The following is a 25,522-nucleotide window of genomic DNA, read 5'->3' on the forward strand; positions in this document are numbered from 1 at the left end:
GTGCGTAACGAGTCCGCCGATCCCTTGCCAATAAAATTGCACATTATTATGTTACACACCGCGCCAGGGGAGGGAAGCGGGCCGGACGGCCCCGTCGCCCCCCGGTGATCTCGGATCCCAGCCCCGGACCCATCCACGACGGAGTGGAACATGATCAGCAGAAGTGTGCGCGCCGCGCTCGCGGCGTCTCTCGCGGCAGCCCTCACCGCAGGTGCGGCCGCCTGCTCGGCCGACTCCGGTGACTCCGGCGGCGGCAGGGGCAAGAACCCCGGCGCCACCGGCGTCATCGGCGGCACCCCCAAGCGCGGCGGCACGCTGACCGTGCTGTCCAACCAGGACTTCGCCCACCTCGACCCGGCCCGCAACTGGACGATGCCCGACATGGACTTCGGCATCCGGCTGCTCTACCGGACCCTGACCACCTTCCGGGCCGAGCCCGGCGAGAAGGGCACCGAGATCGTCCCGGACCTGGCCACCGACCTCGGCACACCCTCCGAGGGCGGCAAGGTGTGGACGTTCACGCTGAAGAAGGGGCTGAAGTACGAGGACGGCAGCCCCGTCACGGCGCGGGACGTGAAGTACAACGTCGAGCGGTCCTTCGCCGCCGACCTCACCGGAGGCCCGGACTACGCGCAGCAGTACCTCGCCGGCACCGAGGGCTACGAGGGTCCGCTCAAGGGCGAGCACCTGGACTCCATCGAGGTCCCCGACGAGCGGACCATCGTCTTCCGTCTCAAGCGGCCCATCGCCGAGTTCTCCTACACCGCCACCCTGCCGACGTTCGCGCCGGTCCCCGAGGCCGAGGACAGGGGCGTCCAGTACGACCAGCGGCCGTTCTCCTCCGGCCCGTACAGGATCGACCGCTACGACCGCGGCAAGGAGCTGGTGCTCGTACGCAACGAGCACTGGCGCGCCGCCACCGACCCCGTGCGCAAGGCGTACCCCGACCGGATCGTGGTCAGGATGGGCCTGGGCGGCGACCAGATCGACGACCGGCTCATCGCGAGCGGCGGCGGCGACGCCTCCGCCGTGGAGTGGGCCGACATGCGCCCCGAGAGCGTGGCCAAGGTGCTCTCCAAGAAGGACGTGCGCGCCCGGCTCGCCGCCGAGATCACCGGCTGCACGGACATGCTGCACCTCAACACCTCCCGCGCCCCCTTCGACGACCCCGCCGTGCGCCGCGCGATGATGGCCGCCGTCGACCGCGAGGCCCAGGTCACCGCCAACGGCGGCCCCGCGCTCAACGAGGTCGCCACCGCCTACCTGCCGCCCGCGCTCGCCGGCGGCAAGAAGAGCGACGTGCTGGGCATCCCGCCCGCCGGGGACGTGGCGAAGGCGAAGAAGCTGCTCTCCGACGCCGGGAAGGCCGACGGCTTCACCGCCACCCTCACCGTCTCCACCGGCGACAAGACCAGGGCCGAGGCGCTCCAGCAGAGCCTCGGCCGGGCCGGCGTCACCGTGAAGATCCGGACCGCCGACCCCTCCGTCTACTACGACACCATCGGCGACACGAAGAACGCGCCCGACATGGCGATCAGCGGCTGGTGCCCCGACTACCCCTCCGGCGCCACCTTCCTGCCCTTCGTCTTCGACGGCCGCACCATCCAGGAGACCGGCAACAAGGGCAACTACGCCCAGTTCCGCGACGAGGAGGTGATGCGGGAGATGGACCGCATCGCCACCCTGACCGACGTCGGCGAGGCGAACAGGGCGTGGGCGGAGCTGGACGCGCGGATCATGGCGAAGGCCCCGGCCGTCCCGCTGCTGTGGGAGCGCAAGCCGCTGCTGGTCGGCGACAACATCGCCGGCGCCTTCGGACACCCGGTCTGGACCGGGCAGTTCGACTACGCGGTGATCGGCCTGAAGGACCCGGGGACGTCATGACCGTACTCCGCAAGGCTTCCGGGGAGCCGCGGACCGAGCCCGCCGCGGCTTCGGCCGGCGCCGACGGGGCGGCGGCCGACCCGAGCCCCTGGCGCCTGGCGTGGCACGCGGTGCGGGGCGACCGCGGCGCCTGCGCGGCCCTCGCCGTCGTCGCCCTGCTGGTCTTCATGGCCGCCGCCGCGCCGCTGCTCAGCGCGCTCGGCGGCTGGTCCCCCACGGAGTTCGACAAGTCGGCCGTCGACCCGTACCTCGGCGGCCTGCCCAAGGGGGCGCTCGGCGGGATCGGCTCGGAACACTGGCTGGGCGTCGAGCCGGTCACCGGCCGCGACCTGTTCGCCCGGGTCGTCCACGGCGGGCAGGTCTCCCTGTTCATCTCCTTCGCGGCCACCGCCATCGTGGTCGTCGTCGGCACCGCCGCGGGCATCACGGCCGGCTACTTCGGCGGCCGGGTCGACACCGTGCTCAGCCGGCTGATGGACCTCACGATGTCCTTCCCCTCCCTCATCTTCATGATCGCGATGATGTCGGTGGCCCAGGACGTCAACCGCGTGCTGCTGATGACCGGCGTCATCGGCATCTTCGGCTGGCCCGGCATCGCCCGCGTGGTGCGCGGCGAGACGCTCTCGGTCAAGCACCGCGAGTACGTGGACGCCGCCCGCGCCGGCGGCTTCGGGGCCTGGCGGATCGTCACCCGGGAGATCCTGCCCAACGTCTCCGGGCCCGTCATCGCGTACACCACCCTGCTCATCCCCGGGATGATCAGCACCGAGGCCGCGCTCAGCTTCCTCGGCGTCGGCGTACAGCCGCCGACCTCGTCCTGGGGACAGATGATCTCCGAGGCCGTCTCCTTCTACGAGACCGACCCCATGTACTTCGTCATCCCCAGCGCCTTCCTCTTCCTGGCCGTGCTGGCGTTCACCGTGCTGGCCGACACGCTCCGGGAGACCCTCGACCCCCGGGGAGACCGCGCGTGATCCTCTACCTCGCCCGCCGGCTCGTGGGCGTCGCCGGCGTCATGCTGGCCATCTGCCTCGTCACCTTCACCATCTTCTACCTGCTGCCCGCCGACCCCGCGGCGGCGGCGTGCGGCAAGACCTGCACCCCCGAGCGACTCGCCGAGGTGCGCCACTCCATGGGGCTCGACCAGCCGCTGTGGCACCAGTTCGGCGACTACCTCACCGGCATCTTCGCCGGCCGCGAGCTGGGCGAGGGGCCGCACGCGCTCCAGTGCGGCTTCCCCTGCTTCGGCTACTCCTACGAGTACTCCCTGCCGGTGTGGGACCTCCTCACCGACCGGCTGCCGGTCTCGGCGTCGCTGGCCTTCGGCGCCGCGGTCATGTGGCTGGTCCTCGGCCTCGGCACGGGCATCGGCGCGGCCCTGCGCAAGGGCACGCGCACCGACCGCACCCTGATGGTCGGCGCCGTCGCCGCCGCGTCACTGCCCGTCTACTTCACCGCCGTCATGCTCATCCACGGCGTGGTCCGCGTCGCCGGCGTGCTGCCGTACCCCGAGTACGCCCCGCTCGGCGAAGACCCGCTCGACTGGGCCGCGAACCTGCTGCTGCCGTGGACCGCGCTGGCGCTGCTGTACGCCGCGATGTACGCGCGGCAGAGCCGCAGTTCGATGATCGAGGCCATGGCGCAGCCCTGCATCCGCACCGCACGCGCCAAGGGCATGCCCGAGCGCGTCGTCGTGGTCAAACACGGGCTGCGCTCCGGCATGACCCCGGTGCTGACCATCTTCGGCATGGACCTCGGCGGGCTGCTCGCCGGCGCCGTGATCACCGAGAGCATCTTCGGCATCCCCGGCGTCGGCAGGCTCTTCTTCGACGCCCTCCAGCGCTCCGACCAGCCGGTGATCCTCGGGGTCACGCTGCTCGCGGCCTTCTTCATCGTGGCGGCGAACCTCGTCGTCGACATCCTCTACGCGGTCGTCGACCCGAGGGTGAGGTACTGAACATGAGCGCTCCCGACACCGCCGAGGACGGCCGGGCCACCGCCGCCGGCGATCCGGCCGGCGAGCCGCCGCTGCTGCGCGTACGCGACCTGAAGGTCACCTTCCGCACCTCCGCCGGGCCGGTACGGGCCGTGGACGGCATCGACTTCACCGTACGGGCCGGCCGGACCCTCGGCATCGTCGGCGAGTCCGGGTCCGGGAAGTCCGTGACCTCCCTGGCCGTGCTGGGCCTGCACCGCGGCGCCGAGGTCAGCGGGTCCGTCGCGCTGGCGGGCCGCGAGCTGACCGGGCTCGGCGACCGGGAGCTGGCGAAGCTGCGCGGGCGCCGGATGGCGATGATCTTCCAGGACCCGATGTCCAGCCTGCACCCCTACTACACCGTCGGCGAGCAGATCGCCGAGGCGTACCGCGTGCACTTCGGCGCGGGCCGCCGCGCCGCCCGGCGGCGCGCGGTGGAGATGCTCGGCGAGGTCGGCATCCCCGAGCCCGCCCGCCGGGCCGCCGACCACCCGCACCGGTTCTCCGGCGGCATGCGCCAGCGCGTCATGATCGCCATGGCGCTGGCCTGCGAGCCCGACCTGCTCATCGCGGACGAGCCGACCACCGCGCTCGACGTCACCGTGCAGGCGCAGATCCTGGAGCTGATCGCCCGCATCCAGGACGAACGCGGCCTCGGCGTCGTGATGATCACCCACGACCTGGGGGTGGTCGCGCGCGTCGCGCACGAGGTCCTGGTGATGTACGCGGGCCGGCCGGCCGAACAGGCGCCGGTGGACGAGCTGTTCGCCGGGCCGGCGCACCCGTACACCCGCGGGCTCCTCGACTCGCTGCCGCGGCTCGACGACGACCCCGGCGTGCCCCTGCACACCATCCCCGGCAGCCCGCCTTCGCTGCTCGCGCCCGGCCCCGGCTGCGCCTTCGCGCCCCGCTGCGCCCGCGCCGCCGCGGCCCCCGGCGACGTACGCGAACGGTGCGGCGCGGCGCGGCCGGACCTCGTACCGCTGCGGGCGGGGCGGCTGGTCTCCTGCCATCTGCCGCTGCCGCCGGCCGACGACCGGCCGCCCGCACCACCGCGCGGCGATGCCGACGACCTGCACACCCCGGCCCCGGAGGGAACCCGATGACGTCCACCCGCAAGGCCGCGCCGCTCACCGGCCCCGGCCCGCGCCCGGCCGCCGGCGCCCCGCTGCTGTCGGCCCGCGGCCTGGTCAAGACGTTCCCCGGCCGGCGCACCCGCACCGGCCGCCCCGCCCCCGCGGTGCGGGCGGTGGACGGCGTCGGCTTCGACCTGCGGGCGGGTGAAACCCTGGGCCTGGTGGGGGAGTCGGGCTGCGGCAAGTCCACCACCGGGCGGATGCTCGTACGGCTGCTGGAGCCCACCGGCGGCTCCGTGACGTTCGACGGCGCGGACATCACCCACCTCGGACAGCGGGCTCTTAGGCCGGTGCGGCGCCACGTCCAGATGGTCTTCCAGGACCCTCTCTCCTCGCTCAACCCCCGCCACCGGGTGCTCCGCACCCTCACCGACCCGATGGTCGTCCAGGGCACGGACCCGCGCGCGGCGCGCTCGCGGGCCGCCGAACTGCTGGAGCAGGTCGGGCTCGGCGCCGAGCACCTGCGGCGCTACCCGCACCAGTTCTCCGGCGGCCAGGCGCAGCGCGTCGCCATCGCCCGGGCGCTGGCCACCCGGCCGCGGCTGATCGTCGCCGACGAGCCGGTCTCCGCGCTCGACGTCTCCATCCAGGCGCAGATCGTCAACCTGATGGAGCGCCTGCGGCGCGAACTCGGCCTGGCCTACCTGTTCATCGCCCACGACCTGTCGGTGGTCAAGCGGGTCTGCGACCGCGTCGCGGTGATGTACCTGGGCCGGATCGTGGAGATCGGCGACCGCGACGACGTCTACGCCCGCCCCGCCCACCCGTACACCCGCGCCCTGCTGTCCGCGGTCCCGGTGCCCGACCCGGCGGTGGAACGCGCCCGCGAACGCATCGTCCTCCAGGGCGACCTGCCGAGCCCGGCCGCGCCGCCGAGCGGCTGCGCGTTCCACCCGCGCTGCCCGAAGGCGCAGGACGTGTGCCGGACCCGGCGGCCCGCGCTGCTCGGCATCGGCGGCGGACCCCGGGAGGCCGCCTGCCACTTCCCGGAGACCGGCTGACCCCCGCCGGCGGGAATTGGCGTCGCGGGCCGGGGGAACCGCGTGAACCTGGGATGTCCGGTACGTACCCGCGAGCCGATGGTGGCTTGCATGACTTCCGCATCGGTGGCAAGCACGTGGACCTACGACGACTTCACCCGCGGCGCACTCGACCCGGCCCGCTGGCGGGTCATGGAGATGACGGGGGCCGGGGGCGTACGGCACGAGTACCGGGACGCCAACGCCCGGGTCGGCACCGGCGACGGGCGGCTGACGCTGACGGTCAACCCGTTCAGCCGCTTCCACGACACCGACCCGCGGCGCAACAACGCCAAGCAGATGTACCGGTCGGTGCGGCGCTTCGCCGTGCCGGCGGCGGGGCGGCTGACGTTCGAGGTGGAAATGGCGGTGCGAACCTACGGGCAGGTCCCGTACGACCTGCTCGACGCCTTCGGCACCGTGAACCTCTTCGACCTGGAGACCGGCGTCGTCATCAACGCCGCCGCGACCAACGACACGGTGTACGCGGTCGTCGAGCGGCTGGTGATCCCCGGCGTGAGCCGGCCGGAGGACCACTACATCCACCGGGTCGTCATGGACGTGCCCACGGAACCCGGGCGGGCGCACCGCTACGCCGTCGGCTACCGGGCCGATACGTCCGAGGTGCAGTGGTACGTCGACGGGCGGCTGGCGTACTGGGCGCGGGTGCCGGTGCCGGTGACCGGCTTCCACGCGGGGATGGCCCTCTTCTCGGCCCGCGACCTTGCCCGCTACTCCCGCGCGGAGCGGGAGCGCGGGCAGGGCGCGACCGGATGGTGGGGCCCGTGGCGGATCACGACGAGCGACCGCTGACCGCGGGCGCGGGGATGCCGCAAAGGCCGGGGGGCCGGGGACAGCCGGTGCCCCGACCGTACCCCGGCCCCGCCGCCTTCGGTCATCCCGCGTTCACGGTATTTCCGCCCACCGGGGGAGCGGGCGCCGGCGGTGCGGGGGGCGCGCCGCCGGCCGGGTGGCGGCGGATCGCCAGCGCCGTCACCGCGTACGCGACCAGCCCCACCGCCGTCGCCGCGACCGCCACCCCGGTGCCGTCGAAGACGGCCAGCGCCGCGCCGCCGCCCGCGCCGGCCAGCGCGACGCCCACGTACAGCCCGCTGGTGTTGAGCGCCACCGCCTCCGTGCCGGCCTCGCCCGCGAGTTGCAGGATCCGGGTGTTCGTCGGCGGGGTGAAGCTCCACGCCGCGCACCCCCACACCGCCAGGTTGAGGGCCACCAGCCACACCGGCGCCTCGCGGCCCGACGCCCCGGTCACGGCCAGCAGCGCGGACGCGGCCACGACGCCGGCGATCGACACCCGCAGCGTACGGTCCGGGCCCCAGCGGTCCGTCAGCAGCGCGCCCGCACCGGTGCCCACCGCCCCGGCGACACCGACCACCGCGATGAACAGGGCCAGGACGCCGCCGCCCCGGCCGGTCAGGTCCCGGGTCAGGGGCGCCACGTAGGTGTAGATCATCAGGCCGCTGCCGGCGCAGACCACGGTGCCCGTCGCGCAGAGCAGCACCGCCGGGCGGCCCAGGATCCGCAACTGCCCCCGTACGCCGAGCTGCGGGGCGCCGGTGACCCGGGGCAGCGCCGCCGCCGAGGCCGCCGCGACCAGGGCGGTGGCCACCGCGACCGCCACGAACGTCGACCGCCAGCCGAAGGCGTCGCCCAGCAGCGTGCCCGCCGGCACGGCCGTGAACAGCGAGAGCGTCAGCCCCGCCGCGACCGTGCCGATGGCCCGGCCCATCCGCTCGGGCGCCGCCAGCCGCGCCGCCGTGGCGAAGGCCGCGGGGGAGACGGTGGCCGCGATCAGCGCGGTCACCACGCGCGCGGCCATCAGCGTCGCGTAGTTCGGGGCCAGCGCGGTGGCGGTGTTGGCCACGGCGAAGGCCGCGAGGCCGCCGACGATCAGGGTCCTGCGGGGCAGCCGCGCGGTGACCACGGCCAGCACCGGCGCGGCCACCGCGAAGGTGACCGAGAAGACCGTGACCAACTGGCCGGCGGCGGCCTCGCTCACGTCCAGGTCGGCGGCGATGTCCGGCAGTATGCCCGCGATGACGAAGTCGTCGGTGCCGATGACGAAGGTGGCGAACATCAGGCACAGCAGCCATCCCGCGCCCCGCGCCGGCGGAGAAGAACTCACCTTGGTAGCCATGGGCGCACGCTAACGCCGCCGAGGAGGGGCACTTCCAGGGCGTTTCGACGCCAATTCGGAGAAACCCCGGGGCGGTCGGCGGCGCGCGATGCCGCGGACGCGGTAGTCGGCTGCTGCCGCCGCAGACCCCGGCGCCCGCGGCTACCGCCGCGGTGGTAGCGCACATCGGCCGCGCCTGGAGGACGACCCGCGACCGGCCCGGTTCGTACGCTGACGCCGCCAACCGCCGCGCGACCGAAGGGGTCCCCGATGTCCGTCCGTCACCTGTCCACCGCCGCCGCGGCCGCCGTGCTCGCCGTCGTCGTGTGCGCGGCGCCGGCGGCCGCGCACGTCCCGGTCGCGGCCGAGAGCGACGACGGCTCCGGCCGCGGCCCGGCCATGGCCGCCACGATCCTGGCGCTGATCGGCGTGGTGGCCGGCGGGCTCGCGCTGGCGCGCAAGCTCGGCTCCGGCCGCGGCGGGCCGCTGGCGTCCGTGGCGGCGTCGGCGGCCGGCGTCGTCGTCGGCGCCGTCGCGCTGGCCGGCTCCGACGACGTCGGCTCCGGCTCCGGCCGCGGCGGCGCGGTCGTGGCCCTGCTTCTCGGCGTGGTCGGGCTGGCCCTCGGCGGGCTGGCGCTGGCCCGCTCGCGGCGCGCCGGCCGGGACACCGGCTCGGTGTCCGTCTAGCCCCCACGGCGGACGGGCGGCTCCGGCGGACGCGTACGCCGGAGCCGCCCCCGTCTGTCAAGCCGGTGCTCAACTGACCACGCCCGGATGGGCATCGGGCACCCGCCGCCTTACCGTACGAAAGGTCAACGCCCCCCTGCGCCGAACAGGAGGCACCGCCATGACCGCGACCGCCCCCCAGTCCCAGTCCCCGTCGTCGCCCCTGACCGCCTGGCTGGCCGCGCGACCGGTGTGGCTCGTCGCCGTCCTGGCCACCCTCGCCGCCGCGGTGGTGGCGGAGTCGTTCACGCTGCTCGCCCGCGGCGCGGGGGTCGAGATGACCGCGGCCGGGATCGGGGAGGACGTGGCCACGGACATCCCGGTGGGCAGCATCGCGCGGAGCGTCGTGCTGTGGTCGCTCGCCGGCATCGTCCTCGCGGTGGTCCTGGACCGCCTCGCCCGGCGCGGGGTGCGCGGCGCCGGGCGCCCGGCGCGCGTCTTCGCCGTGTGCGCGGGGGCGTTCACCGTCCTCTCCCTCGCGGGCCCCGGCTTCGCGCCGCACACCGCCGACACCACCCAGGCCGTGCTGGCCTGTACGCACCTGCTGGCCGGCGGTGTCGTCATCCCGGTGGTGGCGCGCCGGCTCTCCTTCGTCTGACCCCGGGGCGGCCCCGGCGCCCGTGCTCTCGACGGCCGCTGTTTTGACATGTACTGCAAGAGGAGTACCGCGACCGCGGTAGTGCGGCCCGCGTAGTGCCTGCATCTGTACGTCGACTCCGGTGATCCCGCTCCCGAGGATGGGGGGTGCACCGCCCGAGACCCGAGGAGACGATGATGCCCACCGAGACCGCCCGCCCGGACGGCGCCCTGGCGAGGCTGGCCCGGTTCTGCCACCGGCGCCGCCGCCTGGTCCTGCTGGCCTGGATCGGCGGCGTGATCGCCGTGGCGTTCGCCGGCTTCGGCCTCGCGGCCGACCCCGACAACGACTTCTCCGGCGGGGACTCCGGGTCGGCCAGGGCGCAGGCCCTGATGGAGAAGCACTTCCCCGAGGAGCAGGGCGACACGCTGACCCTCGCGATCAAGGCGGACGCCGGGCTCGACGACCCGGCGGTACGGCAGAAGGTGGAGAAGGTCGTCGCCGACCTCGCCGACTCGCCGGTCACCGGTCCGGTGACCTCGCCGTACGACGACGGGCAACTGGTCACCGAGGACCGCCGCATCGCCCGTACGACCATCCCGCTGACCGACAAGGAGGCGACGAAGGACGAGGTCAAGCCCCTGGTGACCACCGTCAAGGACGCCTCCGGCGACGGGGTGCTCCTCGGGCTCGGCGGCGACAAGGCGGAGAAGGCCGAGACGCCCAAGCAGGGCCCCGCGGAGAGCGTGGGCGTGCTGGCGGCGGCGGTCATCCTGTTCATCTCCTTCGGCTCGCTGGTCGCGATGGGGCTGCCGATCGTCACCGCGCTGATGGCGATCCTCGGCGGCATCGCGCTGATGAAGATCGCCGGACACGTCGTCCCGTCACCGGACTTCACCGTCCTGGTCTCCGCGCTCATCGGCCTCGGCGTGGGCATCGACTACGCGCTGTTCATCGTGACCCGCTACAAGGAGAGGCTCAGCGACGGCGAGTCTCCCGAGGACGCCACCGTGGGCGCCCTGACCACCGCGGGCCGCGCCGTGCTCTTCGCCGGCACGACCGTGGTGATCGCGCTGCTCGGCCTGGTCACCATGGGACAGCGGCTGATGACCGGCGTGGCGGTCGCCGCGTCGCTGACGGTGCTGGTGACGATGGTCGCCGCGGTGACCCTGCTGCCGGCGTTCCTCGGCTTCACCGGGCACCGGATCAACTCGCTGCGGCTGCCGCGGCGTTCCGCCCGCGGCTCCCGCTCCGGCTTGGGCGAGGGCGCACCCGCGGCCGGGCGCCGCACCCCCGCGGAGCGCTGGGCCGGCGTGGTGCAGCGCCGGCCGCTGGCCGCCGCGGTGCTGGCCGTCGCCGGGCTGCTGCTGCTCGCCGCACCGGCGCTGTCGATGCGGCTCAGCCTGCCCGACGCCAGCGTCCAGCCGCGCGACCGGAGCAGCTACACCTCGTACGAGATCGTCTCCGAGGGCTTCGGCCCCGGCTACGGCGCCCCGCTGATCTTCGCCGCGGAGGTCGACGCCGCGGGCGGCGATCTGGCCCCGGCCGTCGGCGCGGTCGGCGGCACGCCGGGCATCGCCGACGTCACGCAGCCACGGGTGAGCGAGGACGGCGAGGCCGCCACCTTCATGGCGTTCCCGGAGACCGGCTACCAGGACGAGAAGACCGCGGACCTGGTGCACGAACTCCGCGACGACGTGCTGCCCGGGGTGCCCGGCGGCGATGCCGTCCAGGTCGGCGGCCCGAACGCCGGGGCGATCGACTTCGCCGACGAGACCGGCTCGCGGCTGCCGTTCATGATCGCGGTCGTGATCGTGCTGTCCCTGGTGCTGCTGGTCGCGCTGGTGCGGTCGGTGACGATCGCGCTCCAGGCCGCGGTGATGAACCTGCTGTCGATCGGCGCCGCGTACGGCGTGCTGGTCGCGGTGGTGCAGTGGGGCTGGCTGGGCTCGGCCCTCGGGTTCCCGACCGACATGCCCATCACCACGTGGGTGCCGATGATGATGTTCCCGGTGCTGTTCGGCCTGTCGATGGACTACGAGGTCTTCCTGATCTCACGGGTCCGCGAGGAGTACGAGCGCACCGGCGACACCAGGGCGGCCGTCACCCGCGGGCTGGCGCGGACCGCCAAGGTCATCACCGCCGCCGCGGCCATCATGATCGCGGTCTTCACCACCTCGCTGCTCGGCCACGACGTGTCGGTCAAGCAGATCGGCCTGGGCATGGCCGTCGCCGTGTTCATCGACGCCACCGTCGTGCGGATGGTCCTCGTGCCCGCGGTGATGGAGCTGTGCGGCAAGAGCAACTGGTGGATGCCCGGCCGCCGGGCACCGGAGACGACCTCGCCGCCGCCGGCCGAGGTCGGAAAAGAGGCCAAGGTCTGACCGTTTCCCGAACCGCAGGGCGGGGAATCCCGGCGCCGGGATTCCCCGCTCCGGCATGACGCTTTCCAGGTATTTTCGACGCCCTTTTGTCCGGGCGAATGCAGCCGGGTCAACCGCAAGTAAAGGGTGCACCATGCTGTGGGAAAGAAAGCAACCCCCCTGATTCTGCCGCCAAGTCGGCGCCAAGTGCAGGCCAAGTCCACGGGTTGAAAATCAAGTTGATAGCGAGTCGAACGGAGGGCACTGTAACGACTGAGCAAGTCCCGGGATAGACCTGGATAGTCAGGGGAATTATGACAACGTGGTCAACGAAGGGGACGAAGCAGCCGGAGACGATACCCGACGAGGCCGGCCCGTCCGGGCGCCCGTTGCCGGGGCCGGTGCACGCCGAGGCGAACGAGCGCTTCCTGCGCGAGCTTCTCGGCGCCGATCTGGACGACGAGCTGCGGGGTCTGGCCGCCGCGGCGGGTGAGAACGGGCAGTTGCTGGCGGAGCTGGCGTACGGGCTGGTCGACGAGGATCTGGTGGCCCGGGGTGAAGGAACGGTTCGGCTCGCACAGGCGCGGACTCCGCGCTGTGTACTGGCGTTTGTGAAGCTCCGGCTCGGCGAGCTGAGCCCGGGCTGCCAGGAGTTGTTGAAGATTGCCGCACTACAGGGCAGGTCGTTCCACCTTGAGGATGTCTCCAGGATGCTGAACCGGCCGCTCGCCACCCTGCTCGCACCGCTGGACGAGGCGATGTCCGCGGGATTCGTCGCGGCTACGGAGCGTCAATTCGTATTCCGTAGCGACTTTTTGATGCGCGGCGCGGTCGCGGCCATTCCCGCCCCCGCGCGCGGTGCGCTCCAGCGCGAGGCGATGCACCATTCCGGCAGGAGTGCGGAGGAAACACACCGAAGCATGTGGGCGCCCGAGCGCCCGGCCGAGCGGTTCGCCGTGGTAGCGGAGGGCGACGGCGGACCGTATTCGCGGGCACATGGGCTGATCATGAAGGGAAAGGTGGCCGTCGGAACCGATCTCGCCCGGCGCACCCTGGCCGCCCCCGGAATTCCCGCCGGGGCCCGGCTCGACGCCCAGGCGTCGGCGATCCTGGGCGGGCTGCTGCTGGGCCGCGAGGAGGAGGCCGGAACGCGGTCCCGGGAGATTCTGCGGGAGCGCAAGGACGAGCCGGACGACGTCGCCGCGCTGATGGCGATGACGGCGCTGTCGCATCTGAGCTGGCGGGCCGGCGAGCTGGCCGAGGGCATGCGGCTCAGCCGTGCCGCGGTGCGGTACAGCGGCGCCGCCGACCCCCTGTGGCGGCTGCACTTCCGGCTCGAACTCGCCGCCAAACTCACCGACCTGCGCGAGTTCGACGAGGCGGAGGCGCTGGTCGACGAGGCCGAGGCGGGCCTGTACGAGCTGTCCGCGGACGTCTGGCACGCCGCGCCGGCCGCGCTGCGGGCCCGGCTGTTCCTGGCGGCCGGCCGGTTCCGGGACGCCCGCCGGCACGCGGAGCAGGTCACCGCGGCGACGGAACGCAACGCCGTCCCCGCGCTCCTGCCGCTCGCCTACACCGTCCTGGCCACCGTCTGCCTCTACACCGGCGACCTGCCCACGGCGACCGACCACCTCCAGCGGGCCCGGGCCGACCCGGCGCACGACCGGCTGGCGCGGCAGTCGCCGCGGTACGCCTGGGCGGAGGTGCGGCTCGCGGTCCGAAGGGAAGGGCCCCGCGCGGGCGTCGCCCTGCTCTCCGGCACGTACGACCGGCTCCCCGCGGAGCGCCGGCTGTACGTCGAGGACCCGGCCGCCGCCGCGTTCCTCGTCCGGCTCGCGCTCGACACCGACGACACCGGCCTCCGGCGCACCGTACTCGACACCGTCAACGGCCTCGCCGGGGACAACCCCGGCATCTCCGTCGTCAGCCTCAGCGCCCTGCACGCCAACGCGCTCGCCGAGCGCGACGCCTCGGGCCTCGCGCACATCGTCGCGCAGTCCCCCGACCCCATCTCGATCGCCCTGGCGACCGAGGAACTCGCCAAGCTGCACGCCGGGCAGGCACCGGCGCGCAGGCCGCGGGTCGTGCCCGCACCGCCCGACCCCGCGGCGGCGGTCGCCGACGGCGCCGCCGGGCAGCAGCACGGCTCCTGCTGGGCCGTGCTGTCCGACATGGAGCGGCGCATCGCCTACCTGGTCAGCGTCGGGATGACGAACCGGCAGATCGCCCGGCGCGTCCACCTCTCGGCGCACACCGTCAACTACCACCTGCGCAAGATCTACAAGAAGCTGGGTATCGGCACGCGCGTCGAACTCGCCCGCGAGGCCGCCACGTACTCCGGCGCCGCGGCGATCTACTCGATCACCGACGACAAGCGGGGCCCGGGACCGGCCGCCGCGAGCTGACGGGAGGCGGTCGCGCCCTCGGGCGCGACCGCCTCGTGCGCCAGGAACTGCTTGGTCAGCTCGACCCTGCTGTTGATGTCGAGCTTGGCGAAGACCCGCCGCAGATGGCTGTCGACGGTGTGGGGCGACAGGAAGAGCACGCCCGCCGCCTCCCTGTTGGTCCTGCCGTCGACGATCGCCCGCACCACCCGCAGCTCCGCGCCCGTCAGGCTCTCCCAGCCCGCCTTGGGCCGGTGCGTGCCCAGCGCGGCGCGCACGTGCGGCACGCCGAGGCGGCGCAGCTTGCGCTGCACCCGCGCCGTGTCGCGCTGTGCGCCGCAGTCCAGATACAGGTCCGCCGCCGCCGCGAGCAGCCGCGCCGCCCCGTCCTTGTGCCGCGCGCCGTGCTCGCCGCGGGCCGCGTCCTCCAGCGCGCCGCCGGCCGCCAGCGGGCGGCCGGCGAGCCGGTACAGCTCGGCGGCCCGCTGGAGGGCGTCCGGGTCGTCGCGCAGGATGCCGTCCGCGTGCGCCGCACCTGCGGCCAGGGACGCCACGTCCGGGTTCCGCTCGGCGAGCCGCCGGGCGAACCCGGCCGCCTGCGCGGCCTCTTCGCCGAGCCCCGTCTGCCCGGCCAGGCGTACGAGCGTCGCCGCCGCGGTCGGCGCCTCGGCGAACAGCAGCGGGTCGGGCGCGGCACCCTGCTCGGCGTCGAGCAGCGAGCGGACCGTCATCGCCGCCCGCCCGCTGGCCGCGTGGAACTGCGCCAGCGCCCAGTCCAGGCGCGGCTTCACGGCCGCCGCGGCGTCCCCCGCCGGCCGCTCCGCCATGCGCAACTGCTGGCTGGCGGTGGCGAGATCGCCGCAGTGCATGCTGATCCGGGCCAGCACGAGCCGCGCGGGCAGCAGGTCCTCCGGAGCCGTCCCGTCCGCCAGGCCGAGGGCCGTCTCGGCCTCGGCGCGCGCCTCCTCCAGCTTGCCCGCCGCCGCCAGCAGCTCGGCGCGGTGGCCGTGCCACAGCGCCTCGGGCCACGGCCCGCCGCGCCGCTCGGCCTCCTGCCGTAAGGCGTCGCAGACGGCGGACGCCTCCTCGAAGGCGTCGGCGGCGACGAGGGCCCGTACCAGCCAGGTCCACAGCGGGCGGGCGCACACCTCGCAGCGCCCCGCGGCGGCCCGCCCCGCCCGCGCCGGGTCCGCGGCACCCTCCGTGTCCGCGGTGTCCACGGTGTCTGCGGCGTCCACGGCGTCCGCCACGTCGATCCCGGCGCGTACGGCGACGTCCGCGAGCCGCCCGGCCTCGGCCCCGCGCCCCGCGCCGCCGAGCAGCCGCAGGGCCCGGCCGAGGGTGCGTGCCGCCGTGCCGGAGTGTTCCACGAGCGCCGCCATGGCCCGCGCCACCGCGCCCTCGCAGCCGCACACCGCCGCCGCCGGTGCGGCGGGGGAGTCCGGTGGCGGTACGGGACAGGGCCGCGCCTCCTGCGTGTCCGGCGCGGCGGCCGGGGGCGGCCCGGGCAGCGCCGCCGCGGGCGCCGCGGGCCGGGCCGGCTCCGGCCGACGCAGCGCCGGATGCCGCAGCGCCTGGGCGACCACCTCGTGCGCGAACGCCAGTTCCTCGCCGTGCCGTTGCAGCAGCCCCGCGTGCACCGCCTCGTCCACCCCGGCCACCGGGGCGACCTCCGGCCCGCCGAGCGCCGCCGCCGCCTGCGCGGCGGTGAACGCCGCGCCGATGCCCGCGCCGGCGACGAGCAGCCGCCCCACCGCCGCCGGCAGCTCCGCCAGCAGCCCGCCGACGGCGTCGAGCACGTCGTCGGGCACCTGCTCGCCCAGTGCCGCCGCGGTGCCGTCCACGAACACCACCCGCCCCGTCGTGACCAGCGCGTCGAGCACGCTGGCCAGCAGCCACGGGTTGCCGCCGCAGCGGGCCGCCCAGGCGAGTACGGAGGAGTCCGGTTTGGCGCCCAGGAGCCCCGTGCACAGCTCCGCCACCGCCTCGTTGTCCAGCGCCCCGAGGTGGAGCCGTACCGCGGGGCCGTCGACCAGCCGGTCGACAGCGTGCTGCGCGAGCGACGGCGCCGCCACCGACCGCCGGGTGAGCAGCCACAGCACCGGCGAGCCCGCGAGTGACTGCACCAGCCCCCGCAGCGCCAGCCCGCCCATGTCGTCCACCCGGTGCACGTCGTCCAGCAGCACCACCAGCGGGTGCCGGCGCGCCGCGATCTCCACCAGCTCGCCGACCTGGTCCATCAGCCGGAACGGATTGCCGTCCGGCCGTACCAGGTCGTCCACGTCCACCTCGGCCGACAGCACCCGCCGCAGGTAGTTCATCAACAGGTGCACGGGCAGCGGCTGCCCTCCCCCGCCGGCCGCACCCTCGTTCGCGGGGGTGCCACCTCCCCCACCGGCTACGCCCTCGTTGGCGGGGGTGCCCCCACGTGCCCCGGCCCGTCCGGCGACCACGGTCAGGCCGCGTTCCGCGCCCTCCCGGGCGGTGGCCCGCAGCAGCCGGCTCCGGCCGATGCCCAGCGGCCCTTCGACGACGACGCAGCCGCCGGCGCCCTGCGCCGCGGCGTCCAGATGCCCGCCGAGCACGGACAGCGTGCCCTCACGCCCTACGAGTGGTGCCATGATCGCCCCCGCGGTGCCGTGGAGAATCCTCGAACGCGTGCCATGAGCCTTGGCGCCAATGGTCATCGAGCGGCAATGGCGGGTCAATGAAATCCGCTACGACAACTCGGGTAGCCCCCACTACCCGTCCGGGTAGTGGGCAGGACCGCGCGGCGCGATTACTTTTCTACGTACCCGATAACCCGCGCATTCGCGGAAGCCCTCGATACGTACAGCAATACATTCTCCGCCGACCAAGGGGTTCGCATGTCCGCAACCGCCGAGATGAACGAGCTGTACGCAGTCGTCGAGCAGTCGGCCCACACGCTCGGCGTGCCGTGCGCGCCCGAGACGGTACGCCCCGTCCTGGCCGCCTACGCGGACGCCTTCGGGCACGACGCGACCGTCGTCGCCTTCCGCGTCGCGACCAGCCTGCGCCACGCCGGCGAGCTGGACTGCCGGTTCACGACGCACCCCGAGCAGCGCGACCCGTACGCCGCCGCCCTCGCCGCCGGCCTCACCCGGCCCACCGACCACCCCGCCGGTGCCGTGCTCGCGCAGTTGCAGGGGCGCTGCCACGTCGACAGCCACGGCGTCGACTTCGGCGTCGTCGGCGGCTTCAAGAAGGTCTACGCCTTCTTCACCCCCGACGACCTCCAGGAGGTCTCCAAGTTCGCCGACCTGCCGGCCATGCCCCCCGCCCTGGCCGGGCACGCCGGCTTCTTCGCCCGCCACGGCCTCGCCGACCGCGTGGGCGTCGTCGGGATCGACTACCACCACCGCACCCTCAACGTGTACTTCAACGACGTGCCCGCGGGCCTCTTCGAGCCCGACACCATCACCGCGACCCTTCTCGAACTGGGCCTGGCCCGGCCGAGCGAGCAGATGCTGAAGCTCGGCCGCGAGGCGTTCGGGCTGTACGTCACCCTCTCCTGGGACTCGCCACGCATCGAGCGGATCTGCTACGCCGTGACGACCCCGGACCTGGCCACGCTGCCGGTCCGGGTGGAGCCGGAGATCGAGCGGTTCGTGCGCGGCGTCCCGGCCGACGACGGCGACCGCAAGTTCGTCTACGGCGTCGCGGTGGCGCCCGGGGGCGAGTACTACAAGCTGGAGTCGCACTACCGCTGGAAGCCCGGGACGATGGACTTCATCTGACCGGCCGGCGCCGGCGGTTCACCGGCCGCGCGGGGTCACCAGCCCGGACTCGTAGGCGATGACCACCAGTTGGGCGCGGTCGCGCGCGTGCAGCTTGAACATCGCCCGGTTGATGTGGGTCTTCGCGGTCAGCGGGCTGATCACCATGCGGTCGGCGATCTGGTCGTTGGACAGCCCCTGCGCGGCCAGCGCGACGGACTCGCGCTCCCGGTTGGTCAGCTCCTCCAGACCGCGCACGGCCGACGGGTCCAGCGGCGGCTGCGACACGTACTTGTTGATCAGCCTGCGGGTGATCGACGGCGCAAGCAGGGCGTCGCCGCGCGCCGCGACGCGCACGGCGTGCAGCAGGTCCTCCGGCAGGATGTCCTTGACCAGGAACCCGGCGGCGCCCGCGCGCAGCGCGTTGAACACGTTCTCGTCCAGGCCGTAGTTGGTCAGGATCACCACGTGGATATGGGCCAGCGCCGGGTCCGCGGCGATCTGCCGCGTCGTCTCGATGCCGTCCATCACCGGCATCGACAGGTCGACCAGCGCGAGGTCCGGCAGGTGCTCGTGCGCCAGCGCCAGGCCCTCCTTGCCGTCGCCCGCCTCGGCCACCACCTCGATGTCGTCCTCGGCGTCGAGCAGCGCGCGGAACCCGCTGCGCAGCAGCGGCTGGTCGTCGAGCATCAGCACACGGATCACGGGATCCTCGCAACCGGAAGTTCGGCCTGTACGGTGAAGCCGCCCTCGTCTCGCGGCTCGGCGCGCAGGCTGCCGCCGAGGGCGGTGACGCGCTCGCGCATCCCCAGCAGGCCGACGCCGGGCTTCGACGCCGCGCCCGGCCGGGCGGTCCCGTCGTCGTCGATGCGGATGGCGAGGGCGCCGGGGCGGTAGGAGATGAGGATCGAGGCGGTGGAGGCCGCCGCGTGCCGGGCGGTGTTGGTCAGCGACTCCTGCACGATCCGGTAGGCGGTACGGCCCACCGCGTCGGGCACCTCGTGCCGCTGGCCCTCGACCGTGAGCGTCGTGTGCAGCCCTATGCCGTGGGTGCGCTCCACCAGCTCCGGTACCCGGTCGAGCCCGTGCGCCGGGGCCTGTTCGCCCTCGTCGCGCAGCGTCTCCAGCGTCGCGCGCAGTTCCCGGGTCGCCTCCCGGCCGGCCTCCTGGATCGCGAGCAGCGAATCCGGGACCTCCTCGCCCCGCTTGCGGGCGAGGTGGACGGCGACCTCGGACTGCACCTTGACGATGGAGATCTGGTGGGTCAGCGAGTCGTGCAACTCCCGCGCTATGTGCAGCCGTTCCTCGGTGGCGCGCAGCCGCGCGGCCTCCTCGCGGGTGCGCTCGGCCTCGTCCGCGCGCCGCTCGGCCTGCCGCAGCGCCTCGCCGGCGGCGCCGGCGGCGATCAGCCAGGCGAGTTCGAGCACGCCGCGGGCCTGCGCGAAGGCGTCCGCGGGGCCGTCGCCGGGGGAGGCCATCACCGCGTACGGGAGGGTGAGCACCAGCACCACGCTCACCGCGACGGTGACGACGCGGTGGCCGGACCGTACCGCGGCGTAGACGGCGAACAGGTAGGCCACGGCGGGCACGTCGAAGCCCGCGGCGTTGTAGCCCACCACGCACAGCCCGGTCACGGCGAGGATCGGCACCGGCGCACGGGCGCTGCCGGCCAGGGCCAGCCCGCTGGTCACCAGCAGCCCGTAGCCGAGCAGGTCGAGCTTCGTGGCGGCGTGGTCCCCGGACAGCGCGGTGATCAGCAGTACGGCGGCCACGCAGACCGCGATCACCAGACTTCTGACCCGGGCCCAGACCGTGGACAGCCGGGCGCGCATACGAGCACCCTAACGGCAGTTCCGCGCCTTCGAGTACTGCTTGCGGAGGAGTATCCGACTACCGCGCACACAGTAGTTTGACGGGCAGTACGGCGAACGCGGCATCCGGTGAATTCCCGGTGACCGCAATACCGTACGGCGCGCAGCCGCCATCGCGTGTTCGCGGTAACGCCCGTTCGCCATGGCGTGACCCACTGAATTCGACGCCACTACCCGGGCGAGTAGTGGGCCGGGAAGAAAGCCGCGCTTACTGTCGAGCCATACCGGGTCGACGAAGGCGGTGAAACGGCTGTGACTGTGCTCGTCCAGAAATTCGGCGGTACCTCGTTGGGGACGCTCGACCGCGTACGCCGCGCCGCCCGGCGCATCGAGGCGGCCCGGCAAAGCGGCCGGCAGGTGGCCGTGGTCGTCTCCGCCCGCGGCGGCCGTACCGACGAACTGCTGCGGCTGGCCGCCGACGTCGGCGCCGCGGCCCCGTCCCGGGAGCTGGACCAACTGCTGGCCGTCGGCGAGGCGGAGTCCGCGGCGCTGATGGCGATGACGCTGGGCGCCATGGGCGTGCCGGCGCTCTCGCTGACCGGCGGGCAGGCGGGGATCCGCACCACCGACCGGCACGGCGACGCGCTCGTCTCCGGCATCGGCGCGGAGCGGGTACGGGCCGCGCTGGCCGCCGGGCGGGTGGCGGTGGTCACCGGGTTCCAGGGCGTCGACCGCGCCGGCGACGTCGCCACCCTGGGCCGCGGGGGCTCCGACACCACCGCCGTGGCGCTCGCGGCCCGGCTGAGCGCGGCGACGTGCGAGATCTACACGGACGTGGACGGCGTGTTCACCGCCGACCCCCGCGTGCTGCCCGCCGCCCGCTGCCTGCCGTGGGTCGACCCCGGCGTGATGGCGGAGATGGCGTTCGCGGGCGCCCGGGTCCTGCACACCCGCTGCATCGAGCTGGCCGCCATGGAAGGGGTCGAAGTGCGCGTGAGGAACGTGTCGTCGCAGGCGCCCGGGACGACGGTCGCCGAGCGGCAGGACGACCGCCCGCTGGAGACCCGGCGGGCGGTCGTCGCGGTCACCCACGACACCGACGTCGCCCGGGTGCTGGTGCACTGCCGGGACAGCCGCCGGGACCTGGCGCCCGACGTGTTCGAGGTGCTGGCCGCGCGGGGGACCGTGGTGGACCTGGTCGCCAGGTCGGGGCCGTACGAGAACGAGTTCCGCATGGGCTTCACGATCCGCCGCGGCGAGGCCGACCGGGTACGGGAGGCGCTGCACGAGGTCGCGGCCTCCTTCGGCGGCGGCGTGCACTTCGACATGGACGCCGGCAAGGTCTCCGTGGTCGGGATGGGCCTGCTCAGCCGGCCCGAGTACGCCGCCCGGCTGATGGCGGCGCTGGCCGGCGCCGGGATCCCCACGAGCTGGATCTCCACCTCCCAGATGCGGCTGTCCGTGATCGTCCCGCGGGAGCGCACCGTCGATGCCGTGGAGACCCTGCACCGCGAGTTCGGCCTCGCCGGGCCGCCCCCGGACGGCGCCGCGCCCGCGCCCCCCGGCCGCTCCGCCACCGTTTGAGAGAGGCAGGACACAAGTGGCTGTACTCAACGCTTCGTTCGGCCGTGGGCTGCGCCTGCGACGCCTCTTCCGGCACGGCGACGGGCGGCTGCTCGTCGTACCGCTCGACCACTCGGTCACCGACGGCCCGCTGCGCCCCGGCGACCTGGACCCGCTGCTGGGCGAGCTGGCCGGCACCGGCGTGGACGCCGTCGTGCTGCACAAGGGCACGCTGCGCCACCTCGACCACGGCTGGTTCGGCGGCATGGCGCTCATCCTGCACCTCAACGCGAGCACCCGGCACGCCCCGGACCCGGACGCCAAGTACCTGGTGGCGCACGTCGAGGAGGCGCTGCGGGCCGGCGCCGACGCCGTCAGCGTGCACGTCAACCTGGGCTCCCGCCAGGAGGCCCGGCAGGTCGCCGACCTCGCCGCCGTGGCGGGGGAGTGCGACCGCTGGAACGTACCGCTGCTGGCCATGGTCTACGCCCGCGGGCCCGGGATCGGCGACTCGCACGCGCCCGACCTGGTGGCGCACGCCGCGCTGCTCGCCGCCGACCTCGGCGCCGACGTCGTCAAGACCGACTACGCGGGCACGCCCGAGGAGATGGCCGACGTCGTACGGGCCTGCCCGATCCCCGTGATCGTGGCCGGCGGCCCGCGCCACGCCGACACGGGCGCCGTCCTGTCGTTCGTCTCCGACGCGCTGCGCGGCGGCGCCGCCGGGGTGGCGATGGGGCGCAACGTCTTCCAGGCCGAGAAGCCCGGCCGGATGGCCGCGTCCATCGCCCGGCTGGTGCACGACCCCGGACACGCCCCGGACCCCACCGGCACCCCCGCCAACGGGGGAGACCGGCTCGCCCTCACCCCGTGACGACCGCGCACCCGATCCCCGCCGCCGTCCAGAACCCCGCCGACCAACCGCTCTGAGGAGAGATCCGTGAAGCTGTGCTGGCTGGACATCCGTGCCGCCGACGGGGCCAAGGAGGCCATCGTCGAAGAAGCCATCCACCAGCGGGTCGACGCCATCGTGGCGGCCGACCCGGCCGACCTGGAGCCGCTGCCCCCGACGGTGAAGAAGGTGCTCTTCCCGCAGGGCCGGCCGCTGCCCGAGAAGCTGGAGCCCGCCGACCTCGTCATCGTCGACCCCGCCCGCCACGGCGACCCCGCCGCGCTCGCGCTCGCCCACGAGGGCGTGGAGTTCGGCCGCTACGTCGAGATCACCGACGCCGGCAGCCTCGACGACGCCTGCCGCGCCGCGCGCCAGGACCGGTGGAGCCTGCTGGACTTCCGCGACCCCACCAAGATCCCGCTGGAGATCGTGCTCGCCGCCGCGGCCGGCGCCGAGGGCAGCATCGTCACCCGCGTCGCGGACGTGGAGGAGGCCGAGATCGTCTTCGGCGTCCTCGAACACGGCTCGGACGGCGTGATGCTCGCCCCCCGCGCCCCCGGCGAGGCGACCGACCTGAAGGCCGCCGCGGTCAGCCAGGCCGCGGACCTGGCGCTGGTGGAGCTGGAGGTGACGGGCATCCGCCGGGTCGGCATGGGCGAGCGGGCCTGCGTGGACACGTGTACCAACTTCCGCCTGGACGAGGGCATCCTCGTCGGCTCGCACTCCACCGGCATGATCCTGTGCTGTAGCGAGACCCACCCGCTGCCGTACATGCCGACCCGCCCGTTCCGCGTCAACGCCGGCGCGCTGCACTCGTACACGCTCTCCGCCGAGGGCCGCACCAACTACCTCAGCGAGCTGACTTCCGGCGGCAAGGTGCTCGCCGTCGACTCCGCGGGGAAGTCCCGCGTCGTCACCGTGGGCCGGGTCAAGATCGAGACACGGCCGCTGCTCGCGATCGACGCGGTCGCGCCGTCGGGGGTGACGGTCAACCTCATCGTCCAGGACGACTGGCACGTACGGGTCCTCGGGCCCGGCGGCGAGGTGCTCAACGTCACCGACCTGACCGCCGGCACGAAGGTGCTCGGCTACCTGCCCGTCGAGCAGCGGCACGTCGGCTACCCCATCGACGAGTTCTGCATCGAGAAGTGAGCGGTGGCCGCGAGATGACCCGGCAGCCCGTGCTGGACTTCCACGTACGCCTCGCGCCCCGCCCCGGCGCCGCGGAGCGGCTGCTCGCGGCGATGGACGGCTGCGGCCTGGCGCGCGCGGTGGTCTGCGCCGGCGGCACGATCGACCTCGACACCCTCGCCCGCCAGTTGGTGGCGGGCGGGCACGTCGAGACCGACGCCGACAACGACGCCGTGCTCGCCGCCTGCGCGGGCACCGGGGGTCCCCCCGCCAGTGAGGGCGTAGCCGGTGGGAATGGGGGTCCCCCCGCCAGTGAGGGCGTAGCCGGTGGGGGAGGGCGGCTGGTGCCGTTCTGGTTCGCCAACCCGCACCGCCCGCCGGAGGCGTACCGGGCACGGGCGGCGGAGTTCCGCGGCCTGGAGATCTCGCCGGCGGTGCACGGCGTCGCGCTCACGGACCCGCGCGTCGCCGCCCTGGTGGAGGTGGCCGCCGAGCGCGGCCACCCCGTCTACACGGTCTGCCTCGCCCGCCCCGGCGCGGGCGTGGCCGACCTCGTGACCCTGGCCCGCCGGTTCCCGCGCACGGACTTCGTGCTCGGGCACAGCGGCATCGGCAACATCGACTTCCACGCCCTGGCCCTGATCCGCGACGAGCCCAACATCGCGCTGGAGACCTCCGGCGGCTACACGTGCGTGGCCGCGGCGGCGATCGACCGGCTGGGCGCCGCCCGGGTGGTCTTCGGCTCCGAGTACCCGCTCCAGCACCCGGCCGTGGAACTCGCCAAGTTCGAGGCGCTCGGCACCCCGCCGGAGCAGTGGCGGCAGATCGCCTGGGAGAACGCCCACCGACTACTGGGGGAGGAGAAACCGTGACCGACGCAACGGCGAACCTGCCGCACATCGGCCAGTGGAACGGACCCGAGGAACTGCGCGGCCTACAGGAGAAGCAGCTCCCGCAGACCGTCGCCTGGGCCGCCCGCTCGCCCTTCTACCGGCCCCGGCTGGCCACGTCCGCCGCCCTGCCCGCGACCGCCGCCGACCTCGCCGGCCTGCCGCTGACCACCAAGCAGGACCTGCGGGACAACTACCCGTACGGCATGCTCGGCGTGCCGAAGGAACGCCTGGCCACCTACCACGAGTCGAGCGGCACCGCCGGCCGGCCCACGCCGTCGTACTACACCCAGGAGGACTGGCTCGACCTCGCCGAGCGCTTCGCCCGCAAGTGGATCGGCATCTCCGCCGCGGACGTCTTCCTGGTCCGCACCCCCTACGCGCTGCTGCTCACCGGCCACCTCGCGCACGCCGCCGCCCGGCTGCACGGCGCCACCGTCGTGCCCGGCGACAACCGGTCGCTGGCCATGCCGTACGCCCGCGTGGTGCGCACCCTGCACGACCTGGGCGTCACGCTCACCTGGTCGGTGCCGACCGAGTGCCTCATCTGGGCCGCCGCCGCCACCGCCGCGGGCCACCGCCCCGGCGCCGACTTCCCCGCGCTGCGCGCGCTGTTCGTCGGCGGCGAGCCGCTGACGACCGCACGCCGCGAGCGGATCAGCCGGCTGTGGGGGGTGCCGGTGATCGAGGAGTACGGCTCCACGGAGACCGGCAGCCTCGCCGGGGAGTGCGCGTACGGGCGGATGCACCTGTGGGCCGACCGGGCGCTGTTCGAGGTGTACGACCCGCGGACCGGCACCGTCTCCGCGGAGGGCGCGGGGCAGCTCGTCGTCACCCCGCTGTACCGCGAGGCGATGCCGCTGCTGCGCTACAACCTGGAGGACGACGTCGAGGTCTCGTACGACGACTGCGACTGCGGCTGGCACCTGCCCACCGTCCGGGTCCTGGGCCGGGCGGCCTTCGGGCACCGCGTCGGCGACGCGCAGGTCACCCAGCACCGTCTCGAACAGGTCGTCTTCTCCCTCCCCGACGCCTACGGCGTGTACTTCTGGCGCGCCCGCGCCGAGCCGGTGTCGCTGCGCATCGAGGTCGAGGTGCCGCCCGAGCACCGCGCGGACGCCGAGGCGGCGCTCGCGGCGGGCGTACGCGCCGAGTTCGGCGTGGACGCCGACGTCACCGGACTGCCGCCGGGGTCCCTGATCCCCGGTGACGCACTCACGAACATGCCCGACGTGGTCAAGCCGCGCAGCCTGTTCGGCCCCGACGAGGACTGGAGCAAAGCGCTCCTCTACTACTGAGG

At 74.1% G+C, this 25,522-nt stretch carries 20 protein-coding genes; 16 read left to right on the forward strand and 4 right to left on the reverse strand.

Annotated features, from left to right (window positions below):
* The first annotated feature begins 150 nt into the window (after positions 1-150).
* The 6 genes from QBL21_RS10545 to QBL21_RS10570 all read left to right on the forward strand — a co-directional run bounded on the left by QBL21_RS10545 (position 151) and on the right by QBL21_RS10570 (position 6,827).
* Complete coding sequence (locus tag QBL21_RS10545; protein ID WP_407561831.1) at positions 151-1,884, forward strand: ABC transporter substrate-binding protein; 1,734 nt, start codon at positions 151-153, stop codon at positions 1,882-1,884.
* Positions 1,881-2,858 carry an ABC transporter permease gene (locus QBL21_RS10550; RefSeq protein ID WP_407561832.1) on the forward strand — a complete coding sequence of 326 codons (978 nt, stop codon included), beginning with the start codon at positions 1,881-1,883 and terminating at the stop codon, positions 2,856-2,858. The genes QBL21_RS10545 and QBL21_RS10550 overlap by 4 nt, the downstream gene beginning before the upstream one ends.
* Positions 2,855-3,841, forward strand: a complete 987-nt coding sequence (locus QBL21_RS10555; RefSeq protein ID WP_407561834.1) for an ABC transporter permease — start codon at positions 2,855-2,857, stop codon at positions 3,839-3,841. The genes QBL21_RS10550 and QBL21_RS10555 overlap by 4 nt, the downstream gene beginning before the upstream one ends.
* Before the next feature lie 2 nt (positions 3,842-3,843).
* Entirely contained in the window at positions 3,844-4,965 is a 1,122-nt protein-coding gene (locus QBL21_RS10560) for an ABC transporter ATP-binding protein (protein ID WP_407561835.1), read from the forward strand.
* Complete coding sequence (locus QBL21_RS10565) at positions 4,962-5,996, forward strand: ABC transporter ATP-binding protein (RefSeq protein WP_407561836.1); 1,035 nt, start codon at positions 4,962-4,964, stop codon at positions 5,994-5,996. Before QBL21_RS10560 ends, QBL21_RS10565 begins: the two co-directional genes overlap by 4 nt.
* A gap of 90 nt (positions 5,997-6,086) precedes the next feature.
* Positions 6,087-6,827, forward strand: a complete 741-nt coding sequence (locus tag QBL21_RS10570; RefSeq protein ID WP_407561838.1) for a DUF6081 family protein — start codon at positions 6,087-6,089, stop codon at positions 6,825-6,827.
* An 82-nt stretch (positions 6,828-6,909) separates the two neighbouring features.
* On the opposite strand, the gene QBL21_RS10575 is transcribed toward QBL21_RS10570, so the two are convergent.
* Complete coding sequence (locus QBL21_RS10575) at positions 6,910-8,169, reverse strand: MFS transporter (protein ID WP_407561839.1); 1,260 nt, start codon at positions 8,167-8,169, stop codon at positions 6,910-6,912.
* Positions 8,170-8,418: 249 nt separating this feature from the next.
* Here QBL21_RS10575 and QBL21_RS10580 point away from each other — a divergent pair, with 249 nt between their 5' ends.
* From QBL21_RS10580 to QBL21_RS10595, 4 genes are all read left to right on the forward strand, one after another.
* Complete coding sequence (locus tag QBL21_RS10580; RefSeq protein ID WP_407561840.1) at positions 8,419-8,835, forward strand: DUF6223 family protein; 417 nt, start codon at positions 8,419-8,421, stop codon at positions 8,833-8,835.
* A 160-nt stretch (positions 8,836-8,995) separates the two neighbouring features.
* Complete coding sequence (locus tag QBL21_RS10585; protein ID WP_407561841.1) at positions 8,996-9,472, forward strand: DUF6069 family protein; 477 nt, start codon at positions 8,996-8,998, stop codon at positions 9,470-9,472.
* A gap of 176 nt (positions 9,473-9,648) precedes the next feature.
* A complete protein-coding gene (locus QBL21_RS10590) occupies positions 9,649-11,835 on the forward strand; it encodes an MMPL family transporter (RefSeq protein ID WP_407561843.1) in 2,187 nt (728 codons plus the stop codon).
* Positions 11,836-12,128: 293 nt separating this feature from the next.
* Positions 12,129-14,219 carry a LuxR C-terminal-related transcriptional regulator gene (locus QBL21_RS10595; protein ID WP_407561844.1) on the forward strand — a complete coding sequence of 697 codons (2,091 nt, stop codon included), beginning with the start codon at positions 12,129-12,131 and terminating at the stop codon, positions 14,217-14,219.
* Here QBL21_RS10595 and QBL21_RS10600 read toward each other — a convergent pair.
* Positions 14,168-16,819 carry an AAA family ATPase gene (locus QBL21_RS10600; RefSeq protein WP_407561845.1) on the reverse strand — a complete coding sequence of 884 codons (2,652 nt, stop codon included), beginning with the start codon at positions 16,817-16,819 and terminating at the stop codon, positions 14,168-14,170. The genes QBL21_RS10595 and QBL21_RS10600 overlap by 52 nt on opposite strands.
* A 246-nt stretch (positions 16,820-17,065) precedes the next feature.
* Here QBL21_RS10600 and QBL21_RS10605 point away from each other — a divergent pair, with 246 nt between their 5' ends.
* Entirely contained in the window at positions 17,066-17,956 is an 891-nt protein-coding gene (locus QBL21_RS10605) for an aromatic prenyltransferase (RefSeq protein ID WP_407561846.1), read from the forward strand.
* 18 nt (positions 17,957-17,974) lie between these two features.
* Here the strand turns inward: QBL21_RS10605 and QBL21_RS10610 are convergent, their stop codons facing one another.
* Complete coding sequence (locus tag QBL21_RS10610; protein WP_407561847.1) at positions 17,975-18,640, reverse strand: response regulator; 666 nt, start codon at positions 18,638-18,640, stop codon at positions 17,975-17,977.
* A complete protein-coding gene (locus tag QBL21_RS10615; RefSeq protein WP_407561848.1) occupies positions 18,637-19,767 on the reverse strand; it encodes a sensor histidine kinase in 1,131 nt (376 codons plus the stop codon). The genes QBL21_RS10610 and QBL21_RS10615 overlap by 4 nt, the downstream gene beginning before the upstream one ends.
* Positions 19,768-20,058: 291 nt before the next feature.
* On the opposite strand from QBL21_RS10615, the gene QBL21_RS10620 reads away from it, so the two are divergent.
* From QBL21_RS10620 to QBL21_RS10640, 5 genes are all read left to right on the forward strand, one after another.
* Positions 20,059-21,330, forward strand: a complete 1,272-nt coding sequence (locus QBL21_RS10620) for an aspartate kinase (RefSeq protein WP_407561849.1) — start codon at positions 20,059-20,061, stop codon at positions 21,328-21,330.
* Between the two features lie 16 nt (positions 21,331-21,346).
* Positions 21,347-22,183, forward strand: coding sequence for a 2-amino-3,7-dideoxy-D-threo-hept-6-ulosonate synthase (locus QBL21_RS10625; protein ID WP_407561850.1), 837 nt, complete (start codon positions 21,347-21,349; stop codon positions 22,181-22,183).
* Between the two features lie 66 nt (positions 22,184-22,249).
* Complete coding sequence (locus QBL21_RS10630) at positions 22,250-23,353, forward strand: 3-dehydroquinate synthase II family protein (RefSeq protein ID WP_407561852.1); 1,104 nt, start codon at positions 22,250-22,252, stop codon at positions 23,351-23,353.
* Positions 23,354-23,367: 14 nt separating this feature from the next.
* A complete protein-coding gene (locus tag QBL21_RS10635) occupies positions 23,368-24,204 on the forward strand; it encodes an amidohydrolase family protein (protein ID WP_407561854.1) in 837 nt (278 codons plus the stop codon).
* A complete protein-coding gene (locus QBL21_RS10640) occupies positions 24,201-25,520 on the forward strand; it encodes a phenylacetate--CoA ligase family protein (protein ID WP_407561855.1) in 1,320 nt (439 codons plus the stop codon). The genes QBL21_RS10635 and QBL21_RS10640 overlap by 4 nt, the downstream gene beginning before the upstream one ends.
* Positions 25,521-25,522 lie beyond the last annotated feature (2 nt).

The organism is Streptomyces sp. 184, assembly GCF_045781775.1.
Lineage (GTDB): Bacteria > Actinomycetota > Actinomycetes > Streptomycetales > Streptomycetaceae > Streptomyces.